The sequence below is a fragment of the Ancylomarina sp. 16SWW S1-10-2 genome (genome assembly GCF_009669305.1).
Taxonomy (GTDB): domain Bacteria; phylum Bacteroidota; class Bacteroidia; order Bacteroidales; family Marinifilaceae; genus Ancylomarina.
Map to the genome: position 1 here is coordinate 164,284 of NZ_SADB01000006.1, position 16,826 is coordinate 181,109.

Annotated in this window: 13 protein-coding genes; 5 read left to right on the forward strand and 8 right to left on the reverse strand. The window is 34.8% G+C overall.

Annotated features, from left to right (window positions below; all coding sequences use genetic code 11):
* Positions 1 to 27 precede the first annotated feature (27 nt).
* Positions 28 to 462, reverse strand: coding sequence for a response regulator (locus EMN46_RS06715; RefSeq protein WP_154200028.1), 435 nt, complete (start codon positions 460 to 462; stop codon positions 28 to 30).
* Positions 463 to 1,198: 736 nt separating this feature from the next.
* Between EMN46_RS06715 and EMN46_RS06720 the strand changes: the two genes are divergently transcribed.
* The 5 genes from EMN46_RS06720 to EMN46_RS06740 all read left to right on the forward strand — a co-directional run bounded on the left by EMN46_RS06720 (position 1,199) and on the right by EMN46_RS06740 (position 7,277).
* The gene (locus EMN46_RS06720; RefSeq protein WP_154200029.1) at positions 1,199 to 1,900 is read left to right on the forward strand and encodes a 16S rRNA (uracil(1498)-N(3))-methyltransferase; all 702 of its coding nucleotides are present in this window, start codon (positions 1,199 to 1,201) and stop codon (positions 1,898 to 1,900) included.
* A 32-nt stretch (positions 1,901 to 1,932) separates the two neighbouring features.
* Positions 1,933 to 2,589, forward strand: a complete 657-nt coding sequence (locus EMN46_RS06725) for a DUF4159 domain-containing protein (protein WP_154200030.1) — start codon at positions 1,933 to 1,935, stop codon at positions 2,587 to 2,589.
* A 109-nt stretch (positions 2,590 to 2,698) separates the two neighbouring features.
* Positions 2,699 to 5,116: a DUF5686 family protein gene (locus EMN46_RS06730; RefSeq protein WP_154200031.1), complete on the forward strand. Its 2,418-nt coding sequence runs from the start codon at positions 2,699 to 2,701 to the stop codon at positions 5,114 to 5,116.
* A gap of 89 nt (positions 5,117 to 5,205) precedes the next feature.
* Positions 5,206 to 6,408, forward strand: a complete 1,203-nt coding sequence (locus tag EMN46_RS06735) for a 6-phosphofructokinase (protein WP_154200032.1) — start codon at positions 5,206 to 5,208, stop codon at positions 6,406 to 6,408.
* A 236-nt stretch (positions 6,409 to 6,644) separates the two neighbouring features.
* On the forward strand, positions 6,645 to 7,277 hold the full coding sequence (locus tag EMN46_RS06740) for a YgjV family protein (RefSeq protein ID WP_154200033.1): 633 nt from the start codon (positions 6,645 to 6,647) through the stop codon (positions 7,275 to 7,277).
* 185 nt (positions 7,278 to 7,462) lie between these two features.
* On the opposite strand, the gene EMN46_RS06745 is transcribed toward EMN46_RS06740, so the two are convergent.
* From EMN46_RS06745 to EMN46_RS06775, 7 genes are all read right to left on the reverse strand, one after another.
* Positions 7,463 to 8,098: a flavodoxin family protein gene (locus EMN46_RS06745; protein WP_154200034.1), complete on the reverse strand. Its 636-nt coding sequence runs from the start codon at positions 8,096 to 8,098 to the stop codon at positions 7,463 to 7,465.
* Positions 8,099 to 8,265: 167 nt separating this feature from the next.
* On the reverse strand, positions 8,266 to 8,661 hold the full coding sequence (locus tag EMN46_RS06750) for a pyridoxamine 5'-phosphate oxidase family protein (protein ID WP_154200035.1): 396 nt from the start codon (positions 8,659 to 8,661) through the stop codon (positions 8,266 to 8,268).
* Positions 8,662 to 8,733: 72 nt separating this feature from the next.
* Entirely contained in the window at positions 8,734 to 9,297 is a 564-nt protein-coding gene (locus EMN46_RS06755) for a TetR/AcrR family transcriptional regulator (RefSeq protein ID WP_154200036.1), read from the reverse strand.
* A 146-nt stretch (positions 9,298 to 9,443) separates the two neighbouring features.
* Positions 9,444 to 12,368 (reverse strand): type I restriction endonuclease subunit R, encoded by a 2,925-nt coding sequence (locus EMN46_RS06760; protein WP_154200037.1) that lies wholly within the window; start codon positions 12,366 to 12,368, stop codon positions 9,444 to 9,446.
* A 3-nt stretch (positions 12,369 to 12,371) separates the two neighbouring features.
* The gene (locus EMN46_RS06765) at positions 12,372 to 12,662 is read right to left on the reverse strand and encodes a GIY-YIG nuclease family protein (protein ID WP_154200038.1); all 291 of its coding nucleotides are present in this window, start codon (positions 12,660 to 12,662) and stop codon (positions 12,372 to 12,374) included.
* Positions 12,663 to 13,039: 377 nt separating this feature from the next.
* Entirely contained in the window at positions 13,040 to 14,572 is a 1,533-nt protein-coding gene (locus tag EMN46_RS06770; RefSeq protein ID WP_154200039.1) for a Fic family protein, read from the reverse strand.
* A 912-nt stretch (positions 14,573 to 15,484) separates the two neighbouring features.
* Positions 15,485 to 16,825: a restriction endonuclease subunit S gene (locus EMN46_RS06775; protein WP_154200040.1), complete on the reverse strand. Its 1,341-nt coding sequence runs from the start codon at positions 16,823 to 16,825 to the stop codon at positions 15,485 to 15,487.
* Between the last annotated feature and the right edge of the window lies 1 nt (position 16,826).

Genomic DNA, 16,826 nt, shown 5'->3' on the forward strand with positions numbered 1-16,826 from the left:
TGTTTCAAAATTCTCACTCAAACACAATTACTTGAGCTCTATATATTTCTTTACCATCTCATAAAGTACCCTTTTCGAAACTGGCTTTGCTATATAATCATTCATTCCTGCTTCCGTCGCTTTATCTTTTTCATCACAAAAAGCATTAGCAGTCATACATATAATTGGAATCTGAATTTCATTTTCTCTCAAATTCATACTCACTTCATAACCATTAAAAATAGGCATCTGAATATCCATTAAAACCAGATCATACTCTGTTGAACGAGGAATCAAAATATCTAAAGCCTCCTTACCATTCTTTACCCATTCGACATTATAAGACACCTTTTCAAGCAATGTTTTCACAATTTTTCCATTTATGAAATCATCCTCAACTAAAAGGATTCTATAATCTGACATATCTTTATGTATCATATTTTCTCTATAATTAGATTCGTCAAAATCAATAAAAAATGACATTTAAACGCCTTGAAAGTCAAATATAATTAATATTTAGTCCTAAATATTTCCTTATTCAAAAATCCTTTTCAATGATTCAAACAATCACCAGTCTATATAAATCTAAAACAAACCTATTATCAACCATTTACAAGTTATATTATTAAGAAAAATAACTTGAATTATATTTTTTTATTATTATCAATATCTAATCTCTGCTAAGTTACACTTGTTACTTAAATATAAGCTTTAAAGCATTAGATTTTGATAAAATTACTCATGAAAAGTACAATATGTGAAGATAAATGAAATATTAATTTTAAACTCGAATTGTTTAATTTATTCATAAAATAAGGTTGCTTCACGAAGAAACTAAATCAACTTGAGATTATCATTTTTATGCGTTTTTCTAAAACGAAAAAATATAGAATAAAAGTCTATTTTGATCTTAAAACAAGCTCTACACATTAGAATTAATAATTTGACTTACAGTAAATAAACAACATGCATAAAAACATATAAATCTTATTGGTTATATTATAGACAATATGAAAATTGCATTTAAAACCATTATTCAAATTGATAAAAGATCAATACGAATTAGAGATTGTTGCAAGAAAAAATACAATTTGCTTTAAAAATCACGTACTATTTTCATGTTTGTCTTAATTATATCGGAACTTAGTTTTATTTTTACAATCATTTATAAACCTATCTTCTTATAAATTTAAGAAGTACGAAAATCATAAATCAAAGAATGAACTTGTTTTACACCCCAGATATAGAAAATAAATTTTATCAATTAAACGAAGTAGAATCGAAGCATTGTGTTCGTGTTTTGAGATTAAAAGAAGATGACCAAATTCATCTAGTTGACGGAAAAGGCAATCTTTTTACAGCCAAAATAATTGATGCACATCCCAAAAGATGTACCGTAGAATGCATTGAAACACAAGCTGAATTCGAAAAGTTAGATTATAAATTACATATTGCGGCTGCGCCTACAAAAAATATTGAGCGTACCGAGTGGTATATGGAAAAGTGTACTGAAATTGGTATTGATGAATTTACACCTTTATTGTGTCAATTCTCTGAACGCAAAGTGGTGAAAATAGAACGCTTGTTTAAGGTGATTACATCTGCTGTTAAGCAATCGTTAAAAGCTTACCATCCTAAATTAAACGAACTAACAAAATTTAAAGATTTAGTAAGTGCTCCTTTTGATGGAGAAAAATATATTGCTCACTGTTACAAAGGAGAAAAAACACATTTAAAAAATCTTTATGTAGCCAAACAAAATGCGTTAATACTTATCGGTCCTGAAGGTGATTTTAGTCCACAAGAAGTCGAAATGGCACGCGCAAATGGGTTCAAAGAAATTAGCTTGGGTACAAGTCGACTACGAGCAGAAACAGCTGGAATTGTAGCTTGCAATATTGTAAACCTAGCCAACCAATAAATCATCTCATCAAGATTTAAACTGAATTTTTAATGTCAAGATTAGTATTCATTATTGTATTTTTCGCTTTGAGTTTAAACTTAAGTGCTCAGCAAAGCGGTGTACGCATAGCTCTGCTCAAATACAATGGTGGCGGTGATTGGTATGCAAATCCTACCTCATTACCTAATCTCATTAAGTTCTGTAATACCAACGGGATTGCCAATATTCAATCAGAACCTGCAACTGTTGAAGTGGGAAGTAATGAACTATTCTCATACCCATTTGTACACTTGACAGGACATGGAAACATTGTTTTTAATAATCAGGAAGTAGTGAATTTACGACGTTATCTTGAGGCAGGTGGTTTTTTACATGTTGATGATAACTACGGCTTGAATGCCTATTTTCGAAGAGAAATCAAAAAAATATTTCCAAAGGAAGAGCTCGTCGAACTCCCTTACACGTATCCAATTTACCATCAGGTATATGATTTTAAAACAGGACTTCCAAAAATACACGAACATGATGGTAAACCAGCACAAGGCTTTGGAATATTCCATAAAGGACGTTTAGTCTGCTTTTACTCCTATGAATGTGATTTAGGTGATGGTTGGGAAGACCCATCAGTTCATAATGACACAGAAGAAAATCATACAAAAGCACTTAAGATGGGTGCTAACATTATATCCTACGTTTTTTCTCATTAGAAAAATGGAAAATCAATTTAAACTTATTTAACAAAACATTAATTCTTCGGATTAATAATTTTGATACTTTTAGACTGAAAAGTTCAATTTATTAGACAAATCCGACTAGATGCAAGTAATAAAGGGCATATTAATTTTTCTCCTCTCCACATTTTATATTAACCTATCATACAGCCAATCTTATATTAAAGGCAAAGTGATAGATCACAAAACACAAAAGGCTTTAGCTTTTGTAAATATCATATTTAACGATAACCCTTACTGTGGCACAACAAGCGATATTGACGGTAAATTCAGTTTCAAATCTGCGGTAAAAACTAATAAATTAACCTGCAGCTATGTTGGTTACGAGAAACAAGATCTCGATTTAACAAGCATAGATACTCAAAATGAACTGATAATAAAACTCCATTCTTCGCCGAAAATATTACAGGAAGTGATTGTAAAAGCAGGTGAGAATCCTGCCAACAGAATCATCCGAAAAGTCATTAAAAACAAAGACTTAAATAATCCTGAAAAAATAACATCGTTTAAATACACATCATATAATAAAGATATTTACGATATTATTCCTCATGATACGATAGCTGACGATAGCCTAAATATTAGACTCAAAACATTTTTAAAAGGTGGCCATGCATTCTTTTCAGAATCGGTAACTGAAAGAAAATTCATGAAACCAGATATAAACGAAGAAGTTGTGATTGCAACAAAGGTGTCGGGATTTAAAAAGCCCTCATTTGCATCGATTGGCACTGATATGCAACCCTTTTCCTTTTATAATAACATGATTACAATACTTGACATTAATTACCTAAACCCCATTGCAAAAGGGAGTCTTAAAAAATATACTTTCAGAATTAAGGATACACTGTTTCATAAGAATGACAGCACCTATATTATCTCGTTTAAACCCAAAATGAATAAAAATATAGACGGCTTAACAGGACTACTCTATATTAATACAAATAAATATGCCATAGAAAATGTAATTGCAGAACCCTTCGAAAAAGGCTTAATTGATATTAAAATTCAACAGAAATATAGCTTAATTGATAACAAACAATGGTTCCCATCACAATTAAACTTCGAATTAATACTTCGAAACGATCCATCAAAAAGATTTGTAACAACTGTTAATGGAAAAACATACATCGAAAAAGTAGAACTATTCCCCGAATTAAAACGTTCCGATTTTAGTATCGATGCTGTAAGCATACACAAACTTGCCAATAATAGAGACAGCTCATTTTGGGTACAACACAGAACTGAATCTTTAAACACATCAGAAAAAACAACCTACAGAGTAATCGACAGTATTGGTAAACGGTACAAATTCGATGCAGCATTATTGGTCGTAGAAAAACTAGCCGATAATAAAATCACTTTTAAGTTTATGGATATCGATATCACAAAATCACTTATTTACAATCAATTTGAAGGAATGCGCCTTGGTTTAGGTGCCTACACTAATGATAAAGTACTTAAGAACTTATCCGTAGGCGGTTTTTTTGGCTATGGATTAGGTGACCATCAATGGAAATACGGAGGAGAATTCGCACTCAAACTTAATCGCGACAAGGAGATTGAGATAAAAGGAAAACATCAGCATAACTTGAAAGAACCTGGAGGATTAACACTGAATTCCATAAATACGGTAAATGTATTTGATACCAAAATTTATTTTGCTTCGCAAATGGACAAAATAAAACAAAACAGTATTTCCATTGGTTTTAGAACACTTAAATATGCCAAATTTAATTTTGAATTAAATCACACAAAAGTTAGTCCCCAATACGATTATCAGTTTCAGCCTAATGAGCTGCAAACAATCACAAACTACACAAACTGTGACATTCGCATAAAGCTAAAATTTGCTTACAAGGAAAAATTTGTCAATTCTTTAAAGAAAAGAATGAGTGTGGGCACAAAATATCCCGTATTATTACTGAGTTACACCAAAGGAATTAAAGGACTTTATAACAGTGAATTTAATTTCAACAAAATAGAGGCAAGAATAGAACAATCATTTTTATCGAAAAATATTGGCAAAACCACATTCCGAATTGATGGTGGCTTTATTGATAAAGCCCTACCCTATGGTTTACTATTTACAGGTGAGGGAAGTTACGATAAGAACTTGCCCTTATTCCTTGCAAATTATTTTCAAACAGTACGCCCTTACGAGTTCTTGTCAGACAGATTTGTAAACATACATTTTTCTCACAACTTTGGATCTTTACTATATAAACACGGCAAATTTCAACCTCACATAAGTATCCACAACAACATAGGCTGGGGAAAGCTTTCGCATTCTGAATATCATAAAAACATTGAATTTAAAACAAAAGAAAAAGGACTATTCGAAACGGGAGTTCAAATTGACAATATTATCAAAGCCAATTACTTAAATCTTTTATATTTAGGATTTGGTGCAGGAGCCTATTACCGATACGGACCTTACGCACACACAAATACAAACGACAATATGACCATAAAATTTTCAATGACAATTTCTACTAAGTAACATCAAAATTATTATTTCTCATAAAATGCCATCCTTTTACAGCAAAAAAATCATTACCTTAAGGATTATTAATGATAAAACTAAGCACTATGGAAATACCAAAGAATACAAAAGGAGTCATTGGAATTTTAACCGGAGGTGGTGATGTACCAGGTCTAAACCCTGCTATTCGTGCAGTAACCATCAGGGCTTTACGAGAAGGTTATACCGTTATTGGTATCCGAAAAGGATGGAACGGACTTGTTGATATTATCCGTGATAAAAAAGTAGATAACAGTGAAAATTACTCTCTTCTTACTGAAGAATTAGTCAATAGAGTTGGTCGAACTGGTGGAACCTTTTTGCACAGCTCACGTATGAACCCTTCAAAAACATCAAAAGCTCATGTCCCAATACACTTGCAAGACAAATATAAGGATGAGATTAATGATCTTACTGAAGAAGTTCTAGCTAATCTAGCTTTTCTCAATATCGATTACTTGATTCCGATTGGTGGAGACGACACATTAAGTTATGCTGTACGTTTGTATAAAGAAGGCTTTAAAGTGATTGCCATTCCAAAAACCATGGATAATGATGTTCCCGGAACAGATTATTGCATCGGTTTCAGTACCTGTATTACCCGAACCATTTCATTAACCCATAGTTTAAGAACTTCGGCAGGATCGCATGAGCGTTTTTTGGTACTTGAAGTATTTGGTCGTTATGCCGGTTTCACGTCAATATTACCAACATTGGCAGGAGCAGCTAACCGTTGTGTTATTCCCGAACATAAATTCGATATTAACCGACTCACCGAACTTATGATAGAGGATCGATTTAAAAACCCCAGTAAATATTCAGTCGTTCTAGTTTCTGAAGGAGCTGCATTTAGTGGTGAAGATATGATTTTTAAAGGTAGCGTTATGGACGACTATGGACATAAAAAGCTGGGCGGTATTGGTGAAAGAGTTTCCGACCAAATGAAACACTTATCTCCACAATACAACAAAGGTGTACCTGTGGATGTAATTAATCAGAAACTCGGATATTTAGTTCGATGTGGTGACCCTGATGCCATAGATTCTATTGTACCCATGGCCTTTGGTAATCTAGCTCTCGATTTAATTATAAAAGGTGTACACGGACGTTTAATAACGCTTAGAAATGGACGTTACGACAATGCTCCCATCGATATTGTAACTAGCTCAAAAAAAATAGTCGATATCGATCGTTATTATAACACTGATCGTTTACGTCCAAAATACAACAGTTTTGAGCTACAACCTTTATTCCTTATGACGAGCATCTAATAATTAAGACTCTCAAAAGGAATTCGAAAGATAATAAACAAGCCTTTATGACTAGAGTTTTATGGTCATAAAGGCTTAATTATTTGGTAACATAATCAAACTATCTTAGCTCATTACATCTCTTTTCAATTAATTTGATTATTTTTATACTGTCCTTCACGGGCGTCCTACTATTTCAACCATCCCATTTTTATTAACTCAGCTGAATTTCATTCAGCAAAACAAACTTATTTTGTATGTTAGAATTTTTAGGTATCTCCATTTTGGAATGGTTAGGTTATGCAGCGTCGATAATCGTATTTGTGTCACTGTCTATGACTTCAATTGTCAAACTCAGATGGTATAATATGTTAGGTGCTGCCCTATTTTCACTCTATGGCTTTTTAATTGGATCGTACCCAGTAGCCTTTATGAACTTTCTAATTGTTTGCACCAATATTTATTACTTGGTAAAAATGAATAAGCACAAAGAAAGCTTCAAAGTCATTGAACTTAATGGCAATGATGGAATTTTAAACTATTATCTCGATTCATATAAAAAGGATATAGCTAAATTCTTCCCTAACTTTAAAAGTGCTGAAGGCAAACTTAGCATATTTGTACTACGCGATATGGCGGTTGCAGGTATTTTTATTGGCGAAGTTAAAGGTGATACATTCCAAATAGATATTGATTATGCTCTACCTCAATACCGCGATTTTAAGGTAGCCAATTACCTTTATAACAAATTAAGCGAAGTTCTTTCAGAACATCAGGTTAAGTCTGTAGTTTGTGATTCTGAGATTGAAGACAACCTGAAATATATTAAGAGAATGGGATTCAAAGCATCTAATCAGGATGGTAAAAAAGTGATGAGCAAAACACTATAATGACCACAAACTTAAAGTATGATATTAGAAATCCTCAGAGTATGTCGCTTTGAGGATTTTTGTATTCACACCTCTTCGTAATATTCCAAAACAAAAATATCATATCAACTAACAAAGTCTGTTTTAGTCTCTAAAATTAATAGCTACACGGGAACTATTCTAGAAATAACTTTTGTTCTAGATGTTTATGGCTTGAGAATATCATTGAGCAAATAAACTGCTTTTTCGCATTTAGCCATCGAATCTATTTGCTTGTTGAATTTTGGTGGTAACATAGCGGGTGTAATTTGAGAAACGATACCATTATTTTTCACCACATTTCCATCTTCGCAAGTACGACCGTATTTGCAGGTATAGCATTGAGAAAAAGCACCAACTAAAAATTTAGAGATCACTTTCATTTTATTCATCACCAAAAAATGGTCTACAATTTTAAGGACCTGACTATTTTCCTCATCGGTAGCGTAACCCGTAGAAAAAATAACAGCAGGTTTATCTTTTAAAAGGAAAGCGCCTTGGTGGCGAAAGCAAAAGCACCTTTCCAGTAAACTATGCGATAAAGCATTGGGAACATCGTAATAGTTGGGTATTCCCAGTACAATGGCATCGGCTTTTACCATCAATTCGGCTATTTCCAAAAAATCATCCTCAACAACGCAATGATTGTCTTTGGTGCATCCCAAACAACTAATGCAACCACTAATGTGCTTACCAGCCAGTGAAATAAATTTTGTTTCGCCTTCGCATTTCGAAAGCATATATTTTACCGCATTGGCAGTAATACCATTGGGTCTTGGGCTACCTGAAATTCCTAATATCATAAACTTATATGCCTTTTGAGATGTGTTTATTCTATAAGCTATGAATTTATAGCTGTTTTATATCGACAAAAAATGCGATTAACAAAAAGTGGAACACCTTGCTCTGGTTCTCAATCTAAAACAATCGATACCTTAGAAACAAGGTGCTCGTAACTTTTGTATTTTCCTTATGCGATTTTCTTACCTGCATTGGCTCCAGCACCTTGATCGAATGCTTCAAGAGGTTCGAATAACCATAAACCTCGGCATGGCAAACCTAATTTTTCCAATTCAGCTTTTGCAGCTTCAAAAAGTGGGCCTTCTGTTTGGCGTTCCTTAACTTTTGCCACCACTTGATACGATTCCATGCCTTTTACAGCTAAAACACTAACTGTTTTGTTCACTTGTAAATTTTTTGAAGTGCTTTGCATTAAAACTTCAGCAGCGCAAATTAAATCGGCTTCGGGAGCCATTGTACTTCCAACAACAACAGAGTGTGGAATGCCTTCGGCAGATACTGTAGTTAATACTTTGGTTGCTTCTTTGTCATTTAAAAGGTTGACTACCTGTTCTGGCATTTTCATAATATGTCTTTTTTTATTATTAATAGAGTTCCTTTTGATACTAACCGATCGGTTAGTTTAATGGAAAATTTTTTAAATATTTTCAAACGTTGTTTCAATAAAGGCTTCCAAATCTTTATGATCAAAAATTTTAGATGCATTGGATAAACCCTGTTTGGCAATCAATAAGTAAGTGGCTTCTTTATTGATTCGTTCTTGACTTTTATGCGTATCACTTGCTAACTTTTCAGCGAAAAGAGCTTTAAGTATTTCTGTAAAATCAAAAATTTTCATTCTGATTAGAGCATCGCCCTTCGCTCCTAATTCTCCTGACGTATTCGTTAATAAGCATCCTTTTCCAATGTCATTTTCCTTTGAAAAAATTAGAAAATCGTAAAAGAACTGTTTGATGGCCTCTTTCCCCTTACTTGATTCTTTAAGCGTAGTAAGTAAAGGCTGTAGTTTATTTTTATAGCATTTAAGGCTTTCTAAAAAAACACCTTGTTTGCTTCCAAAACTCGAGTAGATTGAAAATTTATTGATGCCCATGGCTTTCTCCAACGAACTCATAGAAGTTGATTCATAACCATTTCGCCAAAAAAGCTCGGTTGCTTTTTCAATCACTTCATTTTCCTTATATGCTTTTTGTCTAGCCATGCTGATGTATTAGACTTCAAAACTAACTGATCGGTTAGAAATAAACAAGAATTTAAGTTTTTTTAAGAATGAAATTCAAAATAAAATTAGTTTTGGCTATTTATACTGATTGATATCAGGTCAGTTGAAATTCTGCAAAAACCCTTTTAACCCACCATACCATGAACAAATACCTCCACAAATTCCTTCATTCGGTTAAGTATTCGAACGCCTATTTCTCTTGCTTTAAGTATGCTTGGTCTATGGTCTAAACATTTAAAAACATCATCGCGAATGGGTTCCTGTCCGCTATAGATATAGGAGTCGATTAAGGATTTAAACTGGGCTTTATCCAAACTTTCTTCTTCGCATAGTTTACCCAAGGCCAATACTTTTTGGTCTTGCCAATATTGATCAAACTCTTCCTCTATCTTATCGGCATCGAGAATAGTCGGTAAATTCTCTTCAATAAATTTTTCGATGAGTTCTCGTTTGCTACGCAGCATTACATCGCCACCTAGTAAGTCGATAATGGCTTTTTTCTGAGCTGCAGCACTTGTCGTATCTGTGATTTTTAACTTAGCCAATAGTTTAATGATATAAGCCACATTCACACGATCTCGGTGAATCAATTCCAATTCAAAATCGATATCATCTAAAATCGATACCTTCTCTTTTTGCTTCTCACGTTTTACCTTCTCGTATAAATCGAGATACTTACCTTTGTAGTCTTCATACTCTTGTTCATCTAGTGGCAAATCTTCCCAATTGAAGTCGGTATACGATTGTAAAACATTGAGGTTACGCATCAGTTTTCTAAAGGCTTGTACAAAGGCAGCCTCATCTTCCTCTGACTCTAAATCGTTTACTGTTTGATAGGTTGGTGCTATCTCCTTAAGATTTTTAAGAGCTTCATCAAACTTCTTAGCTATATCCTTATATTCAGGCATAACAACCACTTCAATGGCCTCTTTATTCGAGAACAAGGTGATGGCATCGTCGGTAGCTTGTTTCAGATTTCGGAAACACAATATATTGCCTTGCGACTTTTGCTCGCCTAAAATACGATTGGTACGAGAGAAGGCTTGTATTAATCCATGTTGCTTTAAGTTCTTATCTACATACAAGGTGTTTACCTTTTTCGCATCAAAACCAGTTAACATCATGCCAACTACAATAACGATGTCTAACCGATCTTTTTCATCGTTAAATGTGGTTTTTTCTCTATCCTTAAAACGCTTGCTGATGTCTTTAAAATAGCCTTCGAAAAGCTTACTGTCCTTAGTGGTATAATTGGTATTATACATTTTGTTGTAATCACCAACAAAGCCTTCTAACTTATCTCTTGTGTGGCTCGATTGATATGCCACTTGTGCTTCGGCAGCCTGATCTAGTTCAAAATCAGGCAAAAAATCCTGAGCATTTTCATCATCCTCGTTGGCTCCATAGGTAAAAATGGTGGCAATGCGTAAATCGTGCTCTCCTGCCAATTTCTTTTGTTGGAATAGCTCATAATAGGCAATAGCTGCACCTATATCGCTTACTGCAAAAATGGCCGAGTAATCTTTATTAAAAGTTTTTCTGTTGTGATTGGCAATAATGTAATCGACAACACTTTCCAGATATTTTGGATCTTCAAAAACTTCTTTTTTATTGATATCTTCAACCATTTGGTCGAATTTAGGCTTGTTTTTATGCTTAAAAACGCTGTAATACTCTATACCAAACTTCAATACGTTTTCGTCACGTATGGCATCGGTAATCACATATTTGTGCAAGCACTTGCCAAACAAATCTTTGGTGGTTCGCTTTCCCAAATCATTTTTAGAGGCATTCTCGGCAAAAATGGGTGTGCCTGTAAAACCAAACAATTGACTTTGAGCAAAGAACTTGGTAATTCTCTCGTGGGTTTCTCCAAACTGAGAACGGTGACATTCGTCGAATATGAAAACAAAACGCTCATTTTTCAGCTGCTCCAATTGTTTAGCGTAACGATCTGAAATGGCATTGTTTAGTTTCTGTATGGTGGTAATAATTAAATCTGATTCTTTACGTACGCCCTTTTTATCTTTAAACTTACCTAAAAACTGATTCACCAAGCTGCTGGTGTTATCAGTAGAATCAACACTTCCATCCTTAAAAGAATTGAACTCTTGCATGGTTTGATAATCCAAATCTTTACGATCTACCACAAACACAACTTTATAAACCTCGGGCAAATCCATTAAAATTTGACTGGTTTTAAAAGAAGTTAAGGTTTTACCCGAACCTGTGGTATGCCAGATGTAGGCATTGTCTGTATTGGTTTTTACTTGTTTAATGAGCGCCTCGGTAGCAAAGTATTGGTATGGACGAAGCACCATTAAAATTTTAAGCGTTTCGTTAATTACAATGTAGTTGGCAATCATTTTACCCAAATGATCGGGATTGAGAAATGCAGCAGCAAACTCATCTAATTCTGTAATATTTTTGTTGGTAGCATCAGCCCAAAAGAAGGTTTGCTTAACAGATTGCAATTTGTTGTTGGCTAAATATTTGGTATCGCCACCATTACTAATTACAAATAACTGCACATATTGAAACAAACCATGATTGCTCCAAAATGAATGCTTTTGGTAACGATTAATCTGATTAAAAGCTTCTTTAATTTCTAAACCTCTACGCTTGAGTTCTATTTGAACCAGTGGCAAACCATTCACCAATAAAGTTACATCGTAACGGTTTTTAAAGGAGCCTTCTTGCGATACTTGATTTGTGACTTGAAATAAGTTGTTGTTCCAATTTTCTGAATCGAAAAATCGAACATAGGCTACCTCGGTTGGTGCGTTTGGTGAGCTTGCCGAACCATCTTGGGTGAAGCTAAATCGATCTCTAAGCGTTTTGGCTTTTTCGAACACATTGCCTTTGGCTAAATGGTTGAGAATGCCATCGAACTCTTTATCGGTATAAGTAGCTTTATTAAAAGCCTCTAATTGTGTCTTTAAATTGGAAACCAAAGCATCACCATCCATTACTTTAACAGATTGGTAGCCCAAACCTACTAATTGCTTTATTAAGTTATTTTCTAGTTTTGCTTCTGACTGGTGCATCATTTTCTACATTATGTTTTCATATAAATCCTGCCAATTGGGATTTATACTTTCAATACATTCTATTTTTTTTGCCCTACTGCCTGCCTTTAATTGTTTTTCTCTACTTATAGCATCGCCTATCGTTTGAAATATTTCGTAATACACTAGCTTACTCAAATTATACCTTGCTGTAAACGATTTTTTGTCGAGTTTTTCTTTATGCTGTGCTATGCGCTCTTGCAAATTAGAAGTTACCCCAACATAAAGCGTGGTGTTATTTTTATTAGTTAGTATGTAAACGAATCCTTGTTTCATCTCATTTCGTGTTTTCCTACTCTCCGTCATTGCGAGGCACGAAGCAATCTGTTTCCTTTTGTGCACGGGTGCGAACAGATTGCCGCAGTCGTGCCTCCTTCGCAATGACGGGTTAATGGTACCTTCTTCCCCGTCATTGCGAACGCAGTGAAGCAATCTCATTCCTTTTGCTAACGGATTGCCACGTTCGTTCCTCTCTCGCAATGACGGGTTAATGGTACCTCCTTCGCAATGACTGTGTTTCCCCTACCCGTCATTGCGAGGTACGAAGCAATCTCTTCACTTATGAGCAAAAGCAAAACTTTTAGTTTTCACGATACTCTCACTCATAACTCATCATTTATAATTCAAATCTCATAATTCATAACTCATAATTCCTAACTAAAAACCAACACATACTTTCGTTCTATCTCTTCCACTTCTGTATCGCTAAGCGATGCAAATTCTTTTTCCATAGCTCTTTGTGAAAGCTTACCTGCATTTTGCTCAAGGAAACGAACCAGTAAGGCTACTAATTTATCTGGCATTTCAAATTCATCATCTAAATATCTTTTGAACTCATCATAATTAGTCAGGTAAGTTACTTCATCAGGAATAATATTCTCAATCGTATCGTGCACACAGTCGTAAAGAAATTCTGCTTGCTTTGTCGCATCAAAATATCTATAATAATCGAGAGTATCATTCAAAACGTTCACATTATGATCTGTCGTTTCTTCCCAATCGATAAAATCTAATAAGGGATGTGAAAAATTTTCCAATACCTTACTATAATCATCTAAATGATCAAGTATTGATGAAGAAACAGGGAAAATCATCCCTTGTTGTGAGAATTTCTTTTTAGCGAGAACGTGATGAATTAAGTAACGGTGAATTCTTCCGTTTCCATCTTCAAATGGGTGTATAAATATAAAGCCAAAAGCAATAATTGTTGCCATTAACACAGCATCGAGATCAGAGTTCAATAGCTTATCATTCGTATTTAATAAACCAGTAAGCAATTTGTCCAAGTCATCCCATTTTGCCGAAATATGCTCTGGTAGTGGCTCCCCCGACGATCGATCGTGTTCGCCAACAAAGCCTCCCTTTTCACGAAATCCCATGTTAATGAATCGATCATTTTCGATAACTATTTGTTGCAAGCGTATGAGCTCTTCTTTGCTTAAATCTTTTGTTCCTGCTTGACCTATGGCCTGTCCCCATCGTGCTGCACGTTTACTTTTAGGACTTTCGCCCTCGATGGCAAAGGATGCTTTAGAATCTTTTAATAGTAAGAAAGACGATGCCCGTTGTAAAACATCTTTATGGATACTGCTTAGGAATGCATTTTTTTTACCAGATACATTGGCATTAATATGTGCTTCTAGTTTTTCAGTTTTAAATAATAAGGGGCAAAAATCTATGGTTCCTGGAAGATTATTAATAATGCGATGCCTCGAAGAACGCGTTCCCTCAATAGCATATTGCATTTTATCATCTATTAAGGGCACAAAGTTTTTAATGCTTAAATCCTTAATATCAAGTTGCTTTTGCAAAAGCCATTCGTATAGAAACCAAATTTTACGGCTATACTGGCCTGTGGGTTCTAATTGCAATAAGGACATCATTTCTTTTTCGGATAGCTTATCGAATAGTTTTTTAAAAAACAGCAGATTGACCCCTTCGTTTTTCAATGCAAATACCAAATGCTTGTACAAGCTATCATCAAAAGCAGTTCTTGAAGAAAACACCTTCCAGTTTGTCTCACTATAGCTTCGCCTTTTGTCGCTTATAAGTGCTAACTGTTCAGGAAAAGGCATTGTCAATTGCAAAGCTTCAATAATAGCACCATAACCAACCAGCGTTGCTTCTTCGGGTGCCTGCCTTCCGTGAAAAACACTTACTTTAAGTGAAAAACAATTATTATTCATACGCTTTGGTGAAAAATGAATATTTCTATGATGCAAAAAAACTTCTACCAAATATAATGGAAAAATAGGTAGTATTATGGAAAAGAAGGTATTATTACATTCACTATTGGCAAAATAGGTTTTAATTGTTTTTGTAGAAATGGGTTTTTAAATGGCATTTTAGGTAATTAAAACCTAAAAGTTGGAAAAACAGGTTGATAAAAACGTGCGCTACCTAAAAAAAACGTGCGCATATCATCTATTCTCAAAAAATATGCGCGCAATATATTTACACAAACATTGGCTTCGACTTCACTGTCATTGCGAGGGTTTCTTTTCACTCTCTGTCATTACTAGCAGATTGCCACAGTCGTTCCTCCTTCGCAATGACTGTTACTTCTTCTTTCCTGTCATTGCGAGGTACGAAGCAATCTGTCCCGTTTACGTGAGATTGCCACAGTCGTGCCTCCTTCGCAATGACTGTTACTTCTTCCTTCCCGTCATTGCGAACGAAGTGAAGCAATCTGTTCCTTCTTCTTTCCTGTCATTGCGAGGTACGAAGCAATCTGTCCCGTTTACGTGAGATTGCCACAGTCGTGCCTCCTTCGCAATGACTGTTACTTCTTCCTTCCCGTCATTGTGAACGAAGTGAAGCAATCTGTTCCTTCTTCTTTCCTGTCATTGCGAGGTACGAAGCAATCTGTTCCTTCTTCTGTCCTGTCTTCGCAAGGCTCGAAGCAATCTCATTCCTTTTGCCAACAGATTGCCACAGTCGTTCCTCCTTCGCAATGACGGGTTATTGATGCCTCCTTCGCAATGACGGAGAAATGGCGACTCTCTCGCTGTCATTGCGAGGTACGAAGCAACCTGTCCCGTTTACCTGAGATTGCCGCGGTCGTTCCTCACTCGCAATGACGGGAATAGGGGTGCTTGCTACACAAACATTTGCTGCAACAGCCCTTTTTTAAAGCTTTGCGTTTGGCTTATTTGATTATTGACATTTTCTATTTTGCTATCGATACTCGATAAGTAAGTAGCGATTTTTTGTTGTTCTGGTAGAGATGGGAACGGCAATTTAATTTCTGAGAAGTATTTATAACTAATCATTTTTCCATCTCTAATACCTTCTAGGTTCTTCTGTAATTGTTTTATATAGAATGGTGTTTTCAAATAAAATTTATAAAATTCTCTATCCACGTCATCTGAACTTGGTCTAAGAATAATATAAGCTGGGCTACAAATACCATGATAATCTGAAAACTCTATTCCTCCTTGGAAAGTTCTTAAACTGATTACAAAATCGCCTACTTGTACAACTTTATAACTCGCAACACTTTTCTCAGTAACAGTCATTTGATAGTTAATGAGATCTCTTGGAATTGCTCCTTGATCCTGAGTTATTGCAAGAATTGGCAAGTCTGAATTGTGTTTTTTATCTGAAATGTTATCAAACAATTTATTACCCCCAACCCATTCCCAATCAGGATAATCCTTTCCATTCTCATCTTTAAACCTAAGTTTGCCAGAGAAGAGTTGTTGCATCACCCCTTTTTTGTAGTCCTCCAACAAGGCCTTCTTTTTGCTGAGCTGCTGTATTTTTTCATCTAGCGCAGATAAAAAGGAAGCTATTTTTTGTTGTTCGGGGAGGGATGGGAGATTAAGTTTTAATTTCGAAACTCTTCCAGTAGATAAACTCAGCACCTTTGTCCCTTGCGCTATTGTCATTATTTGCTTCCTCAATTTCCAAGATTTAAGCAGACAACTCATATAGCCCACAGCTGTATTTTCTGATGATGGTCTTGCTAAGAATGTGTGCAATCCAGCTAATAATTTTTCATTATTAATATCAATAAGCTCAATAGACTTTCCAATATCTGCGTAATCTTCGGATGCATCTGCAATAACTAAATCACCAACTTTACAATAAGAGTCTTCTTTAATTTTTGCTAAATCTACATCCTCATTAATGAAAGGGACATATTCGTTAGTTAAATGAAAGTGAGTTTGAAATTTTGTATGTATATCTCCGTAATGAATATTTCTAACTTCCCCTTCATCGTAATTTAATTTATCTCTGGAGAGTGAATTTGTAGTATGAAACGAATAATGATTGCCAAACAAAGTTTCTTCAATATCCCCATCAAACTCCTTGAATCGTAATTTGGGTACCAATTGTTGAGATTGCTTCGTTCCTCGCAATGACGAATTGTGGTTTTCGTTTGCTGTTTGCAATGACGAGTTGCTTTTTTCGATATGTGTAGCTATTTCTGTCATC

Bases quoted from the DNA above. Each gene is read 5' to 3' on its own strand.
- EMN46_RS06715 (WP_154200028.1), bottom strand. From the start codon at position 462: ATGTCATTTTTTATTGATTTTGACGAATCTAATTATAGAGAAAATATG.
- EMN46_RS06720 (WP_154200029.1), top strand. From the start codon at position 1,199: ATGAACTTGTTTTACACCCCAGATATAGAAAATAAATTTTATCAATTA.
- EMN46_RS06725 (WP_154200030.1), top strand. From the start codon at position 1,933: ATGTCAAGATTAGTATTCATTATTGTATTTTTCGCTTTGAGTTTAAAC.
- EMN46_RS06730 (WP_154200031.1), top strand. From the start codon at position 2,699: ATGCAAGTAATAAAGGGCATATTAATTTTTCTCCTCTCCACATTTTAT.
- EMN46_RS06735 (WP_154200032.1), top strand. From the start codon at position 5,206: ATGGAAATACCAAAGAATACAAAAGGAGTCATTGGAATTTTAACCGGA.
- EMN46_RS06740 (WP_154200033.1), top strand. From the start codon at position 6,645: ATGTTAGAATTTTTAGGTATCTCCATTTTGGAATGGTTAGGTTATGCA.
- EMN46_RS06745 (WP_154200034.1), bottom strand. From the start codon at position 8,098: ATGATATTAGGAATTTCAGGTAGCCCAAGACCCAATGGTATTACTGCC.
- EMN46_RS06750 (WP_154200035.1), bottom strand. From the start codon at position 8,661: ATGAAAATGCCAGAACAGGTAGTCAACCTTTTAAATGACAAAGAAGCA.
- EMN46_RS06755 (WP_154200036.1), bottom strand. From the start codon at position 9,297: ATGGCTAGACAAAAAGCATATAAGGAAAATGAAGTGATTGAAAAAGCA.
- EMN46_RS06760 (WP_154200037.1), bottom strand. From the start codon at position 12,368: ATGATGCACCAGTCAGAAGCAAAACTAGAAAATAACTTAATAAAGCAA.
- EMN46_RS06765 (WP_154200038.1), bottom strand. From the start codon at position 12,662: ATGAAACAAGGATTCGTTTACATACTAACTAATAAAAATAACACCACG.
- EMN46_RS06770 (WP_154200039.1), bottom strand. From the start codon at position 14,572: ATGAATAATAATTGTTTTTCACTTAAAGTAAGTGTTTTTCACGGAAGG.
- EMN46_RS06775 (WP_154200040.1), bottom strand. From the start codon at position 16,825: ATGACAGAAATAGCTACACATATCGAAAAAAGCAACTCGTCATTGCAA.